This window comes from Flavobacterium mesophilum (genome assembly GCF_039581405.1).
Taxonomy (GTDB): Bacteria; Bacteroidota; Bacteroidia; order Flavobacteriales; family Flavobacteriaceae; genus Flavobacterium.
Genome location: NZ_JBCPXZ010000004.1, coordinates 101,318 through 118,494, shown reverse-complemented (window position 1 = coordinate 118,494; position 17,177 = coordinate 101,318). Strand labels below are relative to the sequence as shown.

Annotated in this window: 16 protein-coding genes; 10 read left to right on the top strand and 6 right to left on the bottom strand. The window is 32.9% G+C overall.

From position 1 onward, the window contains the following. The first annotated feature begins 64 nt into the window (after positions 1–64). Both murA and AAYQ19_RS13755 read left to right on the top strand, forming a co-directional pair. Positions 65–1,378 carry a UDP-N-acetylglucosamine 1-carboxyvinyltransferase gene (murA, locus tag AAYQ19_RS13760; RefSeq protein ID WP_343536998.1) on the top strand — a complete coding sequence of 438 codons (1,314 nt, stop codon included), beginning with the start codon at positions 65–67 and terminating at the stop codon, positions 1,376–1,378. A gap of 102 nt (positions 1,379–1,480) precedes the next feature. Beyond that, positions 1,481–2,356 carry a cation diffusion facilitator family transporter gene (locus AAYQ19_RS13755; protein ID WP_343536997.1) on the top strand — a complete coding sequence of 292 codons (876 nt, stop codon included), beginning with the start codon at positions 1,481–1,483 and terminating at the stop codon, positions 2,354–2,356. A gap of 254 nt (positions 2,357–2,610) precedes the next feature. Here the strand turns inward: AAYQ19_RS13755 and AAYQ19_RS13750 are convergent, their stop codons facing one another. The 3 genes from AAYQ19_RS13750 to AAYQ19_RS13740 form a co-directional block, all read right to left on the bottom strand. Next, complete coding sequence (locus AAYQ19_RS13750; protein ID WP_343536995.1) at positions 2,611–5,100, bottom strand: DUF5686 and carboxypeptidase regulatory-like domain-containing protein; 2,490 nt, start codon at positions 5,098–5,100, stop codon at positions 2,611–2,613. Between the two features lie 192 nt (positions 5,101–5,292). Beyond that, the gene (aroQ, locus tag AAYQ19_RS13745; protein WP_343536994.1) at positions 5,293–5,706 is read right to left on the bottom strand and encodes a type II 3-dehydroquinate dehydratase; all 414 of its coding nucleotides are present in this window, start codon (positions 5,704–5,706) and stop codon (positions 5,293–5,295) included. Positions 5,707–5,840: 134 nt separating this feature from the next. Next, the gene (locus AAYQ19_RS13740; RefSeq protein WP_343536993.1) at positions 5,841–6,401 is read right to left on the bottom strand and encodes a porin family protein; all 561 of its coding nucleotides are present in this window, start codon (positions 6,399–6,401) and stop codon (positions 5,841–5,843) included. A 274-nt stretch (positions 6,402–6,675) separates the two neighbouring features. Here AAYQ19_RS13740 and AAYQ19_RS13735 point away from each other — a divergent pair, with 274 nt between their 5' ends. From AAYQ19_RS13735 to AAYQ19_RS13705, 7 genes are all read left to right on the top strand, one after another. Next, on the top strand, positions 6,676–7,185 hold the full coding sequence (locus AAYQ19_RS13735) for a putative outer membrane beta-barrel protein (protein WP_343536992.1): 510 nt from the start codon (positions 6,676–6,678) through the stop codon (positions 7,183–7,185). A 164-nt stretch (positions 7,186–7,349) separates the two neighbouring features. Beyond that, positions 7,350–7,931, top strand: a complete 582-nt coding sequence (locus tag AAYQ19_RS13730) for a porin family protein (RefSeq protein ID WP_343536990.1) — start codon at positions 7,350–7,352, stop codon at positions 7,929–7,931. Positions 7,932–8,232: 301 nt separating this feature from the next. After that, positions 8,233–8,790, top strand: coding sequence for a porin family protein (locus tag AAYQ19_RS13725; RefSeq protein WP_343536988.1), 558 nt, complete (start codon positions 8,233–8,235; stop codon positions 8,788–8,790). 91 nt (positions 8,791–8,881) lie between these two features. After that, a complete protein-coding gene (locus AAYQ19_RS13720; protein WP_343536986.1) occupies positions 8,882–9,505 on the top strand; it encodes a porin family protein in 624 nt (207 codons plus the stop codon). A gap of 155 nt (positions 9,506–9,660) precedes the next feature. After that, positions 9,661–10,242, top strand: a complete 582-nt coding sequence (locus tag AAYQ19_RS13715; RefSeq protein ID WP_343536985.1) for a porin family protein — start codon at positions 9,661–9,663, stop codon at positions 10,240–10,242. 76 nt (positions 10,243–10,318) lie between these two features. Beyond that, the gene (gene xerD, locus AAYQ19_RS13710) at positions 10,319–11,215 is read left to right on the top strand and encodes a site-specific tyrosine recombinase XerD (RefSeq protein ID WP_343536984.1); all 897 of its coding nucleotides are present in this window, start codon (positions 10,319–10,321) and stop codon (positions 11,213–11,215) included. Positions 11,216–11,356: 141 nt separating this feature from the next. Further along, positions 11,357–12,877 carry a PAS domain-containing sensor histidine kinase gene (locus AAYQ19_RS13705; protein WP_343536983.1) on the top strand — a complete coding sequence of 507 codons (1,521 nt, stop codon included), beginning with the start codon at positions 11,357–11,359 and terminating at the stop codon, positions 12,875–12,877. Positions 12,878–12,949: 72 nt separating this feature from the next. On the opposite strand, the gene rny is transcribed toward AAYQ19_RS13705, so the two are convergent. The 3 genes from rny to AAYQ19_RS13690 form a co-directional block, all read right to left on the bottom strand. Further along, entirely contained in the window at positions 12,950–14,509 is a 1,560-nt protein-coding gene (gene rny / locus AAYQ19_RS13700) for a ribonuclease Y (RefSeq protein WP_343536982.1), read from the bottom strand. 209 nt (positions 14,510–14,718) lie between these two features. Further along, positions 14,719–15,012: a cell division protein ZapA gene (locus tag AAYQ19_RS13695; RefSeq protein ID WP_132988385.1), complete on the bottom strand. Its 294-nt coding sequence runs from the start codon at positions 15,010–15,012 to the stop codon at positions 14,719–14,721. 7 nt (positions 15,013–15,019) lie between these two features. After that, the gene (locus AAYQ19_RS13690) at positions 15,020–15,310 is read right to left on the bottom strand and encodes a coiled-coil domain-containing protein (RefSeq protein WP_133525290.1); all 291 of its coding nucleotides are present in this window, start codon (positions 15,308–15,310) and stop codon (positions 15,020–15,022) included. A 179-nt stretch (positions 15,311–15,489) separates the two neighbouring features. Between AAYQ19_RS13690 and AAYQ19_RS13685 the strand changes: the two genes are divergently transcribed. After that, positions 15,490–17,172, top strand: a complete 1,683-nt coding sequence (locus AAYQ19_RS13685) for a M23 family metallopeptidase (protein WP_343536980.1) — start codon at positions 15,490–15,492, stop codon at positions 17,170–17,172. The last annotated feature ends 5 nt before the right edge of the window (positions 17,173–17,177 follow it).

The following is a 17,177-nucleotide window of genomic DNA, read 5'->3' as shown; positions in this document are numbered from 1 at the left end:
TAAGATGCTAAGATTTTAGCTCAGAACCTTAGAACCTTAGAACCTTAGAACCTAAAAAAAATCTATGGGAATTTTTAAAATCGAAGGAGGAACTCCTTTAAAAGGAGAAATCACTCCGCAAGGAGCAAAAAATGAGGCATTACAAATTTTATGTGCCGTGCTTCTAACAGGAGAGAAAGTGAAAATTAATAACATTCCTGATATTATAGACATCAATAAATTAATCACTTTGTTGGGTAATTTAGGTGTGAAAATTCAACGCAATGAGCCAGGTTCAATCACTTTTCAGGCTGATGAGGTTAATGTTGGATATTTAGAAACAGAAGCTTTCAAGAAAGAAGGAGGAGCGCTTCGTGGTTCTATTATGATTGTTGGACCGCTTTTAGCTCGTTTCGGGAAAGGATATATTCCAAAACCAGGAGGAGATAAAATTGGTCGTCGTAGATTAGATACACACTTTGAAGGTTTCATCAACCTTGGTGCAAAATTCAGATACAACAGAGAAGATCACTTTTATGGGGTTGAATCTCCAGCAGAAGGATTGACTGGAACAGATATGCTTTTAGACGAGGCTTCTGTAACAGGAACTGCAAACATTGTAATGGCTGCGGTTTTAGCAAAAGGAACAACAACTGTTTACAACGCTGCTTGTGAGCCTTACTTGCAACAGTTATGTAAAATGTTGAACTCTATGGGAGCAAAAATCACTGGAGTTGGTTCTAACTTATTGACTATCGAAGGAGTTGAAAGCCTTGGTGGATGTGAGCACAGAATTTTGCCAGATATGATCGAAATTGGTTCTTGGATTGGTCTTGCGGCTATGACAAAAAGCGAAATTACAATCAAAAATGTAAGCTGGGAAAATTTAGGTTTGATTCCGAATACTTTCAGAAAATTAGGTATTACAATCGAAAAACGTAACGACGATATTTATATTCCTGCTCACAAAGACGGATATGAAGTAAAAACAGATATCGATGGTTCGATCTTAACTATTGCCGATGCACCTTGGCCAGGATTTACGCCTGACTTATTGAGTATTGTTTTGGTTGTAGCAACACAAGCAAAAGGCGATGTTTTAATTCACCAAAAAATGTTTGAAAGCCGTTTGTTCTTCGTGGATAAACTAATTGATATGGGAGCTAAAATTATGTTATGTGATCCGCACAGAGCTGTGGTTATGGGACATAATTTCGAATCTCAATTGAAAGCAACTACAATGTCTTCTCCAGATATTCGTGCGGGAATCTCATTATTGATTGCGGCGCTTTCTGCAAAAGGAACTAGCACAATTCAAAATATCGAGCAAATCGACCGTGGATACGAGCGTATCGACGAGCGTTTAAGAGCGATTGGTGCTAAAATCGTTAGAGCATAAAAAAGTTAGCCACGAATTTCACTAATTTTTAAAACACAAAGCTAATCTTCGTGTAATTTGTGATCCCGATAGCTATCGGGAGTGGCGAAAAAAATAGTCTAAATGACAAACGAACAAAAAGCTATAAAAGCTACTATATTTAGTATAGCCGGAAATACCTGCTTAGCCTTGATAAAAGGTTTAGCAGGTTTTTTTGGCAATTCTTACGCCTTGATTGCTGATGCAATCGAATCTACAACAGACATATTTGCCTCTTTTTTGGTTTTATTCGGAATCAAATATTCGAATAAACCAGCAGATGAAAATCACCCCTATGGGCATGGACGTGCAGAACCTCTAATTACTTTTTTAGTTGTTGGATTTTTAATTACTTCGGCAACTATTATTGGTTATGAAAGTATCTCGAATATCGGAACTTCACACGATTTGCCTAAATCTTGGACTTTGTATGTGCTTGGAGCTATTATTGTCTGGAAAGAATATTCATTTCGTTTGGTAATGAAGCGAAGCAAGCAGACGAATAGTACATCTCTCGCTGCTGATGCTTGGCACCACCGTAGTGACGCGATAACTTCTGTTGCCGCTTTCATCGGAATTTCGATTGCGCTTGTAATGGGAAAAGGTTACGAATCAGCAGATGATTGGGCGGCACTTTTTGCTGCGTTTTTCATCTTATATAATAGCTATAAAATTTTCAGACCCGCGCTTGGCGAAATTATGGATGAAAACCTTAATGAAGATTTAGTTGAAGAAATTCGCGTAAAAGCTTTATTGGTTCCAGGAATTCTTGGGACGGAAAAATGCTTTATACGTAAAGCAGGAATGAAATACCATGTGGATCTGCATGCGATTGTTTCTGCAAAAATTTCGGTGAAAGAAGGGCACGATTTAGCACATTTATTAAAAGATACTTTAAGAAAAGAAATCCCAGAACTTGGACATGTTTTGATACATGTTGAGCCAGATGACTATAGTTGAAGGTACTAAGGTTCTAAGATACTAAGATCCTAAGTTTTTCCGTTAGAATCAATATTTTTTGTCAGGCCGAGCGAAGTCAAAGCCCACGCAAAGAAAATCAAAATAAAAAATCCGCTTAAATCTGTAAAATCTGCGTGAAACCGGACATAAAGATTTAAGCGGATTTTTTAATTGTAGATAGGGTCTTGGTTTTGATCAAAGAAATAAAAGAAAAAAACTTAGGGCCTTAGAATCTTAGCATCTTAGAGCCTTTTTTAATCCAACACATTCAAAATCTTCAACCCAAATACAACACCGTTTTGCTGTGCGCCACCTTGGTAAGAATGCACATAATCAATTCGGAATAATTTAAATTTTCCAAAACCTAAATTGTCTAAACCAACTGTGAATTCTGAATAAGGTTTTCTATCTGGAATTGCCAATGCATGAAACCCAATATTCATAGTTGATTTTAAAAGATTGATCAATGGGATTTTATTGGTTACAAATCCCATGTCATTGTGCTCCAAATGCATTTCAAAATAACTGTCGTTTGTAGAATTTGTGTAATATGGCATTAAGTTGAAAACATTCAAATAACGGTCTGTTGTGCCAATATGGGTTTGGTTTCCGTTAAAATGTCTATAATCCATAAAAGCAATATTTTCGGCATTATAGAATTTTCCAGCTCTGAAATTTGTTCCAAGAATTCCTTTGTTTCCTAAAGATAAATCATATTGAACGGAAGCTCCAAGTCGCTCAAATTCGTATTTTTTCTCGCTTGCAGCAAAAGCTTTTTCAAAAATTAAATAGACCGTTGGATATTTTTCATTTTTGACATTGAATCTTTCGTTTGGTCTCGAAATGTATTTATTTCCAAAATTAATTCTTGCGCTTAAAGCAGTCTTAAATAAATGATGTTGATCGAATGCCGGCGTGGTGAAATCATTTGGTGCTAATGGATTATTAGATGAATAAACATCGTCTTGTTTAAAGAACGAATAATCTGTTGTATTAAAAAGCGGTTTTCGCTGTTCGTAGGCAATTTTTGCATTCAAATTTATCCCGTTTGCAACATCTTGACCGTAGTTGATTTGTGCAAATTCCAAATTGTACAGCTTCATATAATTGTCTTTGAAAAATAAAGAACTTATCGAATTGACAAAATTTGTAATCGGTTGTGCGTTGTTGAATTGCATTGTTTTTGTTCCTCCCGAAATATAAACCGAAGCATAATTTATGGTATTGAAGCGATGACTGAATTCGCCTATAACACGCAAACGATCATCTGAAAAGCCGTAATTGAAAGTTGTGCTTATAAAAGTGCTTTTTCCTTTTTCCTCATTCCATTTTCTGAAAGAGAAACCAGAATCCAAATTGAAGCCTTGAACCGTATTAAAACTTAAAGAACTCAAGTTTAATAAACCTTTATAATTGAAAGAATAGCTTTTGAAAGTATTTTTGTAATCATACCCCATTAGGATATCCCAAACTTTGAATTTATTGTTTTTTGCATCGATGGAATCAGTATATTTTCTTGATTTTCTAATGGTCAGCAAGCTATCTTTTTTAGTATAATCAGTACTTTCTTCAATGGTTAAAGGAATTGGACGAATTTGGCTCCAGAAAGCCTCATCTTTTTTATTTGCATTCGGTTCAAATGCCACGATTTCATTGCCAAAAGTCTTCTTGTCGAATGACACTGGAAATTCATAATTGGAATAGACATAATTAAATGTTCCAGAGAATTTAATTCCGAAAACGCCCGCGTTAAAGGAAAGCGATTGTGCATTTTTTGACCATATTTTATTCGCCGAATTATAGCTGAAACTTTGTTTTAAGTTCATTGTTTCGGTAAATTCATTTTTCATTCGGTAGCCTTTGATGTCTAAGTCAATCGCATAAATGGCAAAACTATCGTCAATAATATAAATGTAACCTTCAAAAACGGGTTCTTTGTCTCGTTTTGGCGTAACTTTAATTTTATTGATCTGATGATTGTTGTCATCAAAAAAAGTCCCTTCAAGTTTGTATTTATAATAACTGAAAGCATTGTCTGCAATCGGAGAAATGAGTTTAATGTCGAAATCTAAAGTATTATCATAAAAGTCATAAGTTGATAATGCGGCAGTGTTGTAACTGTATCCACGGTTATTTCCAGAGATTTTAGAAGCGATTATTTTCTCCTTTAATTTATCAGGTTTTTCAAATGAAATTTTTGATACGGTTTCCGATAAATACAAAATTCCTGTTCCGGTTGAATCTAAATTAGAAGCCATATCGTCGCCGAGTTCTACTTTTTGGCCTAAGATTTTTTTGGGTAAATCTTTTACTTTGAACATTCCTTTCGAATAAAAATCGGCTGTGTAGCGACCTGTTTTATCTGAATTGTCTTTTTTATTTGCAATCGCACTTTTTATGATGGCGTCAGCGGGATTGTTTTTAGGATCAATGACAACTTCATTCAAAGCAAAACTTTCCTCAAGCATTTTGACATCAAGAATGATCGTTTTTGAATCTGAAGATACCGCAAGCTTTTGCGTTTTAAAACCTAGATATTGAAAAATGATTTTGTTTTTACCGGGCTCTTTTACATTTAGTTGATATTTTCCTTGTTCGTTTGAAGTGGTTCCAACATAAGTGTTTTCTTCAAAAACAGAAACAAAAGGCAACGGATTTCCTTTTTCATCGGTGATAGTTCCTTTGATTTGGGCAAAGGCAGAAAATGAAAAAAATAAAAGGGCAGATAAAATAAAGTTTCTCATGTAAGTGGTTTATCTTACAAAAATAGAATAACTTGAATCTGAGGGTATTAATAATTTGTTAAAAAAGTGAAGTCGAAAGTCAAAAGACAAAAGTCGAAAGTCAAAAATAAAATGTAAAACGTAAAAATGCCAAATGTCAGGCTAAGCGAAGTCGAAGCCTTTTAAACAAGCTTTGACTTCGCTTAGTTATTTTTATAAAAAAGATTGAATAGCCAATTCATAACTTTTAAGGCCGAAACCTAAAATCACTCCTTTGGCATTTCCAGACAAATACGATTGATGTCTAAAACTTTCTCTAGCGTACGTATTAGAAATATGAACTTCAATTACTGGAGTTGTAACGGCTTTCATAGCATCGCCCAAGCCTATAGAAGTATGTGTGTAAGCGCCTGCGTTTAAGATAATTCCGTCGAATGTAAAACCACATTCTTGGATTTTTCCAATTAACTCGCCTTCAATATTGCTTTGGTAATAAGAAAGTTCAATATTTGGAAATTTTGATTTCAACGTTTCAAAATAATCTTCAAAAGTTTGGCTTCCGTAAACTTCTGGTTCTCTTTTTCCTAAAAGATTCAAATTGGGTCCGTTGATAATGCAGATTTTCATATTTAATGTTATTGTTTTAGATTTCAAATTTTGATATTGCAATTGATTTTTGCAATTGTCATTGTACTTTGTAAAAATAAAAAAACCGTTCTAAATAAATAGAACGGTTTTTATAAAAGTATGTGATATTCTTTTTAGAACATGAATCCTGCTGAAAGCTGGAATACTGAGTTTTTAAGATCTGCATGAGTTGAAACTTCTGTTAGTCCTAAACCATAGCGCGCTTGAACAAAAAGACCTTCAGTAATTTTTAAACCAAGTCCGGCGTTAACTGCAAAGTCAAAAGTTTTTGGATCCTGAACGTCAAATTCTTTTTTGTTGCTTAATAAAAATGAAGCTTGCGGACCAACTTCTAAACTTAAAGACTTAGTCATGTAAAATTTAGCCATTACCGGTATAGATAAATAACCAAGTTCATTTTTAAATTCATCAACAGCATTTTTATAAGTTGCTCCTTGAGTTGAATATAATAGCTCTGGCTGAATTGAGAATTTTTCTAACAATTTAACTTCTGCTACTAAACCCGCATGATAGCTTGTCAAGCCTTCTTTGTCAACAGAAATTCCATCAAAACTAGCATCACCATGCTGATTTGCAAAGTTAACCCCAGCTTTTACCCCGATTTTTAATAATTGTGCGTGTATTGCAGTTGATGCCATCATGAACATAACAGCTGCTAAAAATAATTTCTTCATAAAAAATGTTTTTAAAAATTGGTATTTATATGTTATTTATCCAATCAAAACTACATTATTTAGATTTTATTGTTTTATATCAAACTAAAAAAAAATATTAAAATTCTCACTTTATATACCTCTGAAGACGTTATGTTTCCTCAATTGCTTGAATACTAGTAATTTTTGGTAAAGCTTTGAATTTGCCTTATTCTGATATTTTCTTACCGTATAGTGCAATTTTTTTTGTAGCCATATTTTTACTTTTGAATATTGTAATTAAATAAAATTCATTATGAAAAAGATTATTTTGGCTGCTATTGCAGTTATGGCATTCGGATTTGCAAATGCACAAGAGCAAACAGCAAAAGGGAAATGGTTGATTGAAGCTAATACTGGTTTTGGTGCTGTTAACGTAGGAAACACAAGTTTTCAATTATCATCTTCTGATGGAGAAACACAGTGGGGTTTAGGAGGAGAAGCTGGTTATTTTATTGCAGATAATTTAGCTGTTAAAGCTGGGCTTGGTTATGCTGACATGGGGCATAGTATAAATGCATTCTCTTATAAAGTTGGAGCGAAATATTATTTATTAAATAAATTTCCTCTTGAAGCTTCTTATACGGGAGCAAGCATAAAAGACGCAGATGAAAATCCATCTTTTATTGGTATACAAGGTGGTTATGCTTGGTTTGTTGGGAAAAATATTTCTATTGAGCCAGGACTTCGTTACAACATTTCTATGAACGACGATTATGGAAAAGATGTATTCCAATTAAATATCGGATTTGCATTGCACTTCTAAAATTAAATATTTAGTTAATTTGTTTTTGTTAACCTTCCTCATAATTGAGGAAGGTTTTTTTTGCTATACAAACGGTACTATTTTTTTTATTAAAAATCTATTTTATTTTTAATAGGTATATATTTATATTTGACCTAATTAATTATAACCCAAAACAAATTAGAATGAAAAAAATTATTTTATCTGCCATTGCAGTAATGGCTTTTGCATTTAGTAATGCTCAGGAAACTAGATTTGGAATTAAAGGAGGTTTAAATATTACAAGTTTTGCTGGTGGAGACTATTGGGATGCTAAGTCTCTTGTTGGCTACCAAATTGGAGGTTTTGCCGAAATTAAAATTATCGACAGATTATCAATTCAGCCAGAGGTATTATTTTCTGCTCAAGGAGCAAGAATTGACGTTGGAAACAGTGATTCAGACATTAAATTGAATTATATCAATGTTCCGGTTTTGGCTAAGTTTTATATTACAAAACAATTTACTGCAGAAGCAGGTCCGCAACTTGGTTTTTTAGTGTCTGCTAAAAATGAAGGCGATGATGTAAAAGATAATTTCAAATCTGTTGATACAGGTTTTAATTTTGGAGTTGGATATAATTTTACAGATAATTTCTCAGTTGGAGCTCGTTATACAGTTGGTTTGGCTAACATTTTAGACAATAATGTTGATACTATTGATGAATATTATGATAGTCCAAAAAACAGCGTTTTTGCTTTAACTTTGGCATATAAATTCAATAAATAATATATAAAAAAATATCTTTTTAAAGCCTCCTTTTGTAGGGAGGCTTTTTTTATTTCGTGTTGTATTATTTTTTTGTTAAATAATTTGATCAAAAAAAATCTAAAGAATAAAAAAGCATGTTCATAAGCTTTTGCTGGATTTGTTAGTGCTCGAGAAGTTAAATTTAAAGTAAAAGGAATGTTAATTTCAATCAAATTTTTAAAAAAAATCATGAAGTAATTATGCTTTTACGTTTTTCCGTAATGTTTTTCGTTATGTTGCGTCTATATTTGACTCATAAATTTTAACCAAAAAAATTGTAATGAAAAAAATTATTTTATCTGCAGTTGCAGTTATGGCATTTGGATTTGCGAATGCTCAAGACGTAAAATTTGGAGTAAAAGGAGGTTTGAACTTTGCTAATTTAGGCGGTGACGCAGATGGCGATGGTGTAACAAGCTTTCATGTTGGTGCTTTAGCAGAAATCAAACTAACTGATAAATTCGCAGTACAACCTGAGCTATTGTATTCTGGTCAAGGATCTGATTTTGGAGAAGGTGGTTTTGACTCAACATTGAAACTTTCTTATTTAAACCTTCCAATTATGGCGAAGTACTACGTAATCGATAAGTTAAGTCTTGAGGCAGGTCCGCAAATTGGATTTTTATTATCTGCTAAAAATGAAGATGAAGACGTAAAAGATTCTTTCAAAAGTGTAGATTTCGGTCTTAATTTTGGAGCTGGTTACGATTTCACAGAGCATTTTTTCGCTGGAGTTCGTTATAATGTAGGTTTGTCAAACATTGCTGATGTTCCAGACGAAGCTGACTTTAAAACTACTAATGGTGTTTTCTCAGTATCTGTAGGATATAAATTCTAATAAAACATAATAAATATAGCACGGCCTTTCGTTAACAACGAAAGGCTTTTGCACGAAATTTAAACTACCAAAACAATAAAAAATCTAAAAAATGAAGAAAATTATTTTATCTGCAGTTGCAGTTATGGCATTTGGATTTGCGAATGCTCAAGAAGTGAAGTACGGTGTAAAAGGAGGCTTGAACCTTTCAAATTTTTCAGGAGATACTGAAGGCGTAAATTTGAAATCTAAAGCAGGTTTTAATGTTGGAGGATTCGTAGAAATTAAATTATCTGATAAATTCGCAATCCAACCAGAGCTTTTATATTCAACTCAAGGTGCAAAAGCAGACAATCAACAAGAAGAAATTGGTGACGTAATCTACACAGCAGATGTATGTTTTAACTTGTCATACATAAATGTTCCAGTAATGTTTAAATATTATGTTGCTGATAAATTTAATGTTGAAGCAGGTCCACAGATTGGATTTTTAACTTCTGCAAAAACTAAAACTACAGTTGAAGGATTTAGCGGTTCAAATGAAATGGATGTTAAAGATGCTTTTGAATCAATTGATTTTGGCTTAAACTTTGGTGCTGGATATGATTTTACAGATCATTTTAATGCAGGATTAAGATATAATTTAGGATTAGCAAATATTGCAAAAACAGATGCTGGGGATGACACTAAACTTCACAACGGTGTTTTCTCATTATCTGTAGGATATAAATTCTAATCAAAAAACATCCTATTTTTTTAAACCTTCCTAATTCTCAGGAAGGTTTTTGCATTTATAGTACTACTTTATTTATTAATTTAAAAATGAATCTTTAGTAGGTATATTTTTATATTTGGATAATTAATTTAACCAAACAAAAAAATCAAATTAGAATGAAGAAAATTATTTTATCTGCTCTTGCAATTATAGTCTTTGGTTTTGCAAATGCTCAAGGAACTGGGAGTAGATTAGGAATTAAAGCAGGTGTTAATTTTCCAAATAACGCTGATTTTAATGAAAATAAAAATTTAATTGGGTATCAGATTGGTGTTTTTTCGGAAATTAAAATGGAGGAGAATTTTGGGATCCAACCTGAACTTTTTTACTCAACTCACGGAGTGAGAAATAAATTTATAATGGATGATATAGCATACGATAATGAAATTAAATTAAGCTATTTGAATTTGCCAATTTTGGCTAAATATTTTGTTACACAAGGATTAAGCGTTCAAGCTGGTCCGCAAATTGGTTTTTTAATGCAGGCTAAAGAAAATGGTATAAACATTACAGATCATGTCAAAACTGTTGATTTTGGTTTGAATTTTGGTATTGGCTATAATTTTCTGGAGTACTGCTCTGTAGATCTTCGCTATAACTTAGGTTTGTCAAATGCATTGGATTATAATATTGGTGATAATAATTATAAAATTAAAAGCAACGTATTTTCTTTGGCTGTAGGGTATAAATTAAATTGAATATTTGATAATTGTAAAAACCTTCCGAATTCTGAGGAAGGTTTTTTTATATCTAAAAAGTATTTACTTTGTATTTATGAATTGGAACCGATATATAAAAGATTATCAATCGTATTTGCGAATTGAGAGAGGATTATCTAAAAATACAATCGAAAACTATGGTTTTGATATTGAGCGATTATGTCTTTTTTTGGAACAAAATAAAATAGATGTTTCGCCGGTGAAAATTTCAGATGAAACTTTGCAACAGTTTATTTATTCGGTAGCGAAAGAAGTAAATCCGCGCTCGCAAGCCAGAATTATTTCTGGATTGAAAAGCTTTTTTAATTATTTGATTTTTGAAGATTATCGAAATGATAATCCTCTTGAGTTAATTGAAAGCCCAAAAACGGGGCGAAAATTGCCAGACACGTTATTAGTTGAAGAAATTGATGCTTTGATTGCGGCAATTGATTTAAGTTCCAATGAAGGAGAACGTAATAGAGCAATTTTGGAAACTTTGTATGGATGCGGTCTTCGGGTATCAGAATTAACGACACTTAAAATATCCGATTTGTATTTCGATGAAGGTTTTATAAAGATTACTGGAAAAGGAAATAAAGAACGTTTTGTTCCCATTGGAAAATTGACAAAAAAATATATTGAAATTTATAAAGATGAAGTTCGTCCTGATCTTAATATTAAAAAAGGTCATGAAGATACTCTATTTTTAAACCGAAGAGGAAATCAACTTACGCGTGCAATGATTTTTACCATTATAAAAGATCTAGCAGTAAAAGTAGGTTTGCATAAAAATATCAGTCCACACACATTGCGTCATTCTTTTGCAACTCATCTTTTAGAAAATGGAGCCGATTTAAGATCGATCCAATTAATGTTGGGTCATGAATCGATTACAACAACCGAAATTTATGTGCATTTAGATCGAAGTTTCTTAAAAGAAGTGATGCATACTTTCCATCCACGAAAGTAATTTTTTCAATCTAAAGTTAATTTTTATTTCAAAAATTAATATATTGTATGATAATTTCTATTAAAAGCAAATAAAATCGACGAACTGCATGTTTTTCGTTTTTTAGGGTAAAATAGACCTAATTTGCATAAATGTTATTGTATGGTTTTTGATTTATATGGAAATGAAGACTGTCTTGAGGTAAATAATTTTTATAAAAAATTATTGGCTGAAATGCCTGATTTACTTTTTCAATTTGTAATCGATAACAATAATAATTATTCCTTTCCTCTTGTCAGCAAATCAGCTGATGATATTTTTGAGATTTCAGCAAAAGAATTTACCAATGACATTAAGTTAATCGTCTACGAAAGAATTTTTCCGCAGGATAGAGATTTGTTTTTTCAATCATTAGTTAAAGCGCGAAAAGAAATCAAGCCATGGGAAATTGAGTTTAGAGCTGTTTTGCCTAAAAAAGGACTTCGCTGGTTTAAAGTATCTTCAAAAACTGAATTATCGCCAGATGGTAGCGTGAGTTTTTTTGGACATGTTTCAGATATCACCGATTTAAAAGATAAAGAAGAAAGGTTGCGTATTTCTGAAGAACGATTTCAGTTTGCTTTAGATGCTTCGACAGTTGGAATTTGGGATTGGGATATGGTGACCAACCAAGTTTTTTATTCTTCTCTTTCCCTGAAAATATTGGAATTAGAATCAACAGATATTTTTGACGATCCAGAACGTTGGGACAAAATTGTTCATCCAGATGATCTTCCAAAATATTATTCGGATATTCATGAGCATTTCGACAACAAGATTCCGTATTACGAGAATTACCATCGTGTAATGACGTCAAGCGGTAATTATAAATGGATTCTAGATCGTGGAAAGGTTATCAAACGTGATGAAAACGGCAAGCCTTTGCGTGTAATTGGAACTCATACTGATGTTTCGCAGCAAAAAGAAAAAGAGCTTGAGTTGCTAAAAACAATGAAATTATATAGCGATCAAAATAGCCGATTGCTGAATTTTTCGCACATCGTTTCGCATAATTTGAATACACAGGCAGGCAATATAAAATCAATATTGGATTTTATTGATGCCGATGTTGACAAACAAACCGTGAGTGAAATGCTGATTCATTTGAGGACTGTTTCGAATGATTTGAATGATACGATTTCGAATTTGACTCAAATTGTAAAAACACAAAGCAATATCAATATTGCTGTCGTTCCTTTGAAATTATGCGAATATATAGAAAAGACTATTTCGGCAATTAAAGGCTATGATAAACGCAAGAATGTGACAATTGTAAATAATGTCCCGAACTATTTGACCATTAATTTTAATCCAGCTTATTTGGAAAGTGTTTTGCTCAATTTTACCACAAATGCTATAAAATATGGGCATCCTGATCGTGATCCTTTGATTGTTTTTGATTTTGCGATTGAGCCCGAAGGTCATAAGTCATTAAAAATTACAGATAATGGTCTGGGGATTGATTTAGCGGTTCACGGCGATCTTTTGTTCGGAATGTATAAAACGTTTCATAAGCATGAAGATGCGCGCGGAATTGGCCTTTATATTACGCGAAATCAAATCGAAGCGATGAAAGGGACAATTTGTGTTGAAAGTGAAGTAGGAGTTGGGACAAGTTTTAAAATTATATTTGGTGATTTATAAATTTCGGTTTATCTAAAAATAAAAAAAGGCTATCATTTTCAGATAGCCTTTTTTGTTTATTTAAACAGAGAATTATTTCGCAATGTTTACTGCTCTTGTTTCTCTAATTACAGTTACTTTTACTTGACCTGGATAAGTCATTTCTGTTTGGATTTTTTGAGAAATTTCAAATGATAGGTTTGCGGCATTATCATCAGAAACTTTTTCGCTTTCTACAATTACACGAAGCTCTCTACCGGCTTGAATTGCGTAAGCATTTTTCACACCGCTGAATCCGTAAGCAACATCTTCAAGGTCTTTCAAACGCTGAATGTATGAATCAAGAACTTGGCGTCTTGCTCCAGGACGAGCTCCAGAAATAGCATCACAAACTTGAATAATTGGAGATAATAATGATTTCATTTCAATCTCATCGTGGTGTGCTCCAATCGCATTACATACTTCTTCTTTCTCACCATATTTTTCTGCCCACTGCATCCCTAAAAGTGCGTGTGGCAAATCACTTTCTGTATCTGGCACCTTACCAATATCGTGTAATAAACCAGCTCTTTTTGCAAGTTTAACGTTTAAGCCTAACTCCGCTGCCATGATACCGCAAAGTTTAGAAACCTCTCTTGAGTGCTGTAACAAGTTTTGTCCGTAAGATGAACGGTATTTCATTCTTCCAACCACTTTAATCAATTCAGGGTGTAATCCGTGGATTCCTAAGTCGATTACAGTACGTTTTCCAACTTCGATAATTTCATCATCGATTTGTTTTGCTGTTTTAGCAACAACTTCTTCAATTCTCGCTGGGTGAATACGTCCGTCAGTTACTAATTTATGCAATGACAAACGAGCGATTTCTCTTCTAACAGGATCAAAACAAGAAAGAATAATAGCTTCCGGAGTATCATCAACAATAATTTCTACACCAGTAGCTGATTCTAAAGCTCTAATGTTACGTCCCTCACGTCCAATAATTCTACCTTTTACATCATCAGATTCAATGTTGAATACAGAAACGCAATTTTCAACTGCTTCTTCAGTTCCAACTCGTTGAATTGTATTGATGATGATTTTTTTAGCTTCTTGTTGCGCAGTAAGTTTAGCCTCTTCAATAGTGTCTTGAATATGAGACATAGCTTTGCTTTTAGCTTCAGCTTTTAAACCTTCAACTAATTGTTCTTTTGCTTCTTCAGCAGAAAGTCCTGAGATTACCTCAAGTTGTTGCAATTGGCTTTTGTGAAGTTTGTCAACTTCAGCTTGTTTTTTGTCTAAAAGCTCAATTTTGTTGTTGTACTCTTGAGTTTTAGACTCAAAATCATCATTCACTTTTTTAGCTTTCGAAAGTTCATTCGAAACCTGAGATTCTTTATCGCGCACGCGTTTTTCTACTTCAGCAACTTTTTTGTCACGCGCTAAAATAACTTGTTCGTGTTCTGATTTTAATTCGATAAAACGTTCTTTTGCTTGAAGAATTTTATCTTTTTTAATATTTTCAGCTTCTAAATTAGCATCTTTCAAAATTGAAGCAGCTTCTTTTTTAGCGTTTTTGATTAGATTAGAAATATTGCTTTTCTCGATGATTTTAGCAATTGCAAAACCTGCTGCAATTCCTACAATACCAATAATGATCGTTATGATGTTCATGTTTGTTAGGGTTTATATATAAAAAAAGCCTACATTAATTGCTTGTATAAACTCGTAAAGACAAGTTTTGAGCTAACTCACTGTTCAAGTTTCCCAGCCAAAAGGAGGGCATACTATAGTAGCGACGATTTGCTCATTCTAAATTGTTAGTGTTGAGTTTACCAATTGTGAACTAATGTAGGCAGTATCTTAGTTTCTGTAAAGAACGTTTATTTTTCGAGATATTGATCTAATAGCGAATTTAATTTTTTAATTCGTTCAATGGTTTCTTCTCCATCGATTGCGTTATCAATTTGTTTTTGTTCCACTTGTGATGCAAATTGCAATGCACACATAGCTAATACATCTTGTTTGTCACGAACTGCGTAATTTTCTTCGAATTGCTTGATCATCGTATCAATTTTTTTAGAAGCACTCCTAAGTCCTTCTTCTTGAGCAGGTTCAACCGTTAAAGGGTAAACGCGGTCTGCAATTGATATTTTGATTCTAAGCTTTCCGTCCATGTTTTTACTAATCTGATAGTTGCGCTATACAGTAATCAATTTCGCGAATTAATGAATTTATTTTAAGCTTTGTCTCTCTCTTGTTATTGTCGCTGCCGAGCAACGAATTGGCTATTTTAAGTGTATCATATTGCTTTTTCAAAGCTTCAATTTCTTCAGATTGTTTCTGGATAATTTGCACAGCTTTGGCTAGTTCTAATTGTAAATCCTGATTGTTCTTCTCCAAACCTTTTGACTTTTCAAAAAGCTTCTCGACTTTATATTCAAGAGTATCAATTATTTCGGCAATTACACTCATTATAAATCCTATTCATTACTTAATCATACAAAGTTAGTATTCCTTTTTATTAATGCAATTTTTTATCGATTTTTTTGTAGTTAAAATAGGCAATTAAATGAAATTCAGTTAATTGTATTTTTGTAGCTAAATACTCGGTTTTGGCTTCATATTTTTTTATCTTAGCAAAAATGTTGTTTATGAGATTTACGCTATTCACCTTATTATTTAGTCATTTTATTTTTGCTCAAAGCCCGTATCCTAAAGATTATTTTCGCGCCCCACTTGACATTCCGATGCAACTTTCTGGGAATTTTGGAGAGTTAAGGCCAAATCATTTTCATGCTGGTTTTGACTTAAAAACGAATCAAAGAGAAGGGTTGAATGTATATGCTGTGGGTGATGGATATATTTCAAGAATCAAGATTTCGACTTTTGGCAATGGAAAATGCATTTATATAACACACCCAAATGGGTATACCTCTGTTTATGGGCATTTGCAAACTGCAGTTGGCCCTGTTCAGGATTATATTCAAAAAACACACTATAAAGAAAAGGCTTTTGAAATTGAAATGTTTCCAAAACCTGATGAATTGCCAGTAACCAAAGGACAATTGATTGCGCTTTCTGGAAATACAGGATCTTCTGAAGGCCCTCACTTGCATTTTGAAATTCGTGATACGAAATCGGAATTTATAATTAACCCAATGTTTTTTGGCTTTGACCAAAATATAAAAGATACCAAAAAGCCTACTTTATCCAGTTTGTATGTTTATCCTCTGTACAACTCTGTAGTCAATCAATCAAAACAGCCGTTAATGCTTAATCTGTCTTTGCAGAAAGATGGAACTTATTTGGCAGGAAAAGTCAAAACAAATGGAAAAATTGGTTTCGGAATTAATGCTGTTGATACCGATGATGTTTCTAATAATAAAAATGGCGTTTTTAATGTCTCGACTTTTTTAAACGGAAATCAGAATTATAATTATCAGTTTAATACGTATTCATTTGATGAAATGCGATTTGTAAATGCCTTTATTGATTATCCAAGATATAAAAAGTCAAGCCAGCGTGTTCAAAAACTTTTTATGAAAACGCCATATGCTTTGAGTATTATTAAAACCGATTCTGTTAGAGGGATAATTTCGGCGCAGCCTAATTTAGCTTCAGCATACAGAATTGAGGTTTCAGATTATAACGGGAATATGAATTCGATTACGGTTCCAATTGAATATGATGCCGAAACACCACTTATTCCGGCAGAACCAATTACGTCAAAATATTTTGTGAGATATAATAAAGACACCAATTTTGAAAAAGATAACATGTCTGTGTTTTTTCCGGCAGGTACTTTTTATGAAGATTTTAATTTGAATTTTGATGTAAAAAACAACAAAATATACATTCATGATGATGTTGTTCCAGTGCATTCAAATTTCACGATTACGATTAAAGATGATACTTATCCGGAGGCTTTGCGAGATAAGCTTTACATCGGAAGAGGTAATGGCTATAATGCAACTTCCCGAAAAGAAGATGTTTTTACAGCAAAATCAAAAACTTTAGGACAATTTGGTTTAGTCTTGGATACGATTGCGCCAAAAATTTCGATTGCTAAACCAATTCAAGACAAATGGATTAGCGATGTGAAGAAAATACAATTTACAATAAGCGATTCTTTGTCGGGCATTAAGTCGTATAATGGCTATTTAAATGGAAATTGGATTTTGTTTGAATATGATAATAAAACTAGAAAAATTACGCATACTTTTGAAGACGCTTTACTGCTTGAGGGTGAAAATAATTTAAAAATCGAAGTGACTGATAATGTTGGAAATGTCGGTTTTTTTGAAACTAATTTTTTTAGGAGTCAACAAAAATAAAATCA

What these genes read in the sequence shown, in the direction of transcription:
- AAYQ19_RS13735 (WP_343536992.1), top strand. Translation starts at nt 6,676, where the DNA reads ATGAAAAAGATTATTTTGGCTGCTATTGCAGTTATGGCATTCGGATTT.
- murA (WP_343536998.1), top strand. Translation starts at nt 65, where the DNA reads ATGGGAATTTTTAAAATCGAAGGAGGAACTCCTTTAAAAGGAGAAATC.
- AAYQ19_RS13705 (WP_343536983.1), top strand. Translation starts at nt 11,357, where the DNA reads ATGGTTTTTGATTTATATGGAAATGAAGACTGTCTTGAGGTAAATAAT.
- AAYQ19_RS13725 (WP_343536988.1), top strand. Translation starts at nt 8,233, where the DNA reads ATGAAAAAAATTATTTTATCTGCAGTTGCAGTTATGGCATTTGGATTT.
- AAYQ19_RS13695 (WP_132988385.1), bottom strand. Translation starts at nt 15,012, where the DNA reads ATGGACGGAAAGCTTAGAATCAAAATATCAATTGCAGACCGCGTTTAC.
- AAYQ19_RS13720 (WP_343536986.1), top strand. Translation starts at nt 8,882, where the DNA reads ATGAAGAAAATTATTTTATCTGCAGTTGCAGTTATGGCATTTGGATTT.
- AAYQ19_RS13740 (WP_343536993.1), bottom strand. Translation starts at nt 6,401, where the DNA reads ATGAAGAAATTATTTTTAGCAGCTGTTATGTTCATGATGGCATCAACT.
- AAYQ19_RS13730 (WP_343536990.1), top strand. Translation starts at nt 7,350, where the DNA reads ATGAAAAAAATTATTTTATCTGCCATTGCAGTAATGGCTTTTGCATTT.
- AAYQ19_RS13755 (WP_343536997.1), top strand. Translation starts at nt 1,481, where the DNA reads ATGACAAACGAACAAAAAGCTATAAAAGCTACTATATTTAGTATAGCC.
- xerD (WP_343536984.1), top strand. Translation starts at nt 10,319, where the DNA reads ATGAATTGGAACCGATATATAAAAGATTATCAATCGTATTTGCGAATT.
- aroQ (WP_343536994.1), bottom strand. Translation starts at nt 5,706, where the DNA reads ATGAAAATCTGCATTATCAACGGACCCAATTTGAATCTTTTAGGAAAA.
- rny (WP_343536982.1), bottom strand. Translation starts at nt 14,509, where the DNA reads ATGAACATCATAACGATCATTATTGGTATTGTAGGAATTGCAGCAGGT.
- AAYQ19_RS13750 (WP_343536995.1), bottom strand. Translation starts at nt 5,100, where the DNA reads ATGAGAAACTTTATTTTATCTGCCCTTTTATTTTTTTCATTTTCTGCC.
- AAYQ19_RS13685 (WP_343536980.1), top strand. Translation starts at nt 15,490, where the DNA reads ATGAGATTTACGCTATTCACCTTATTATTTAGTCATTTTATTTTTGCT.
- AAYQ19_RS13690 (WP_133525290.1), bottom strand. Translation starts at nt 15,310, where the DNA reads ATGAGTGTAATTGCCGAAATAATTGATACTCTTGAATATAAAGTCGAG.
- AAYQ19_RS13715 (WP_343536985.1), top strand. Translation starts at nt 9,661, where the DNA reads ATGAAGAAAATTATTTTATCTGCTCTTGCAATTATAGTCTTTGGTTTT.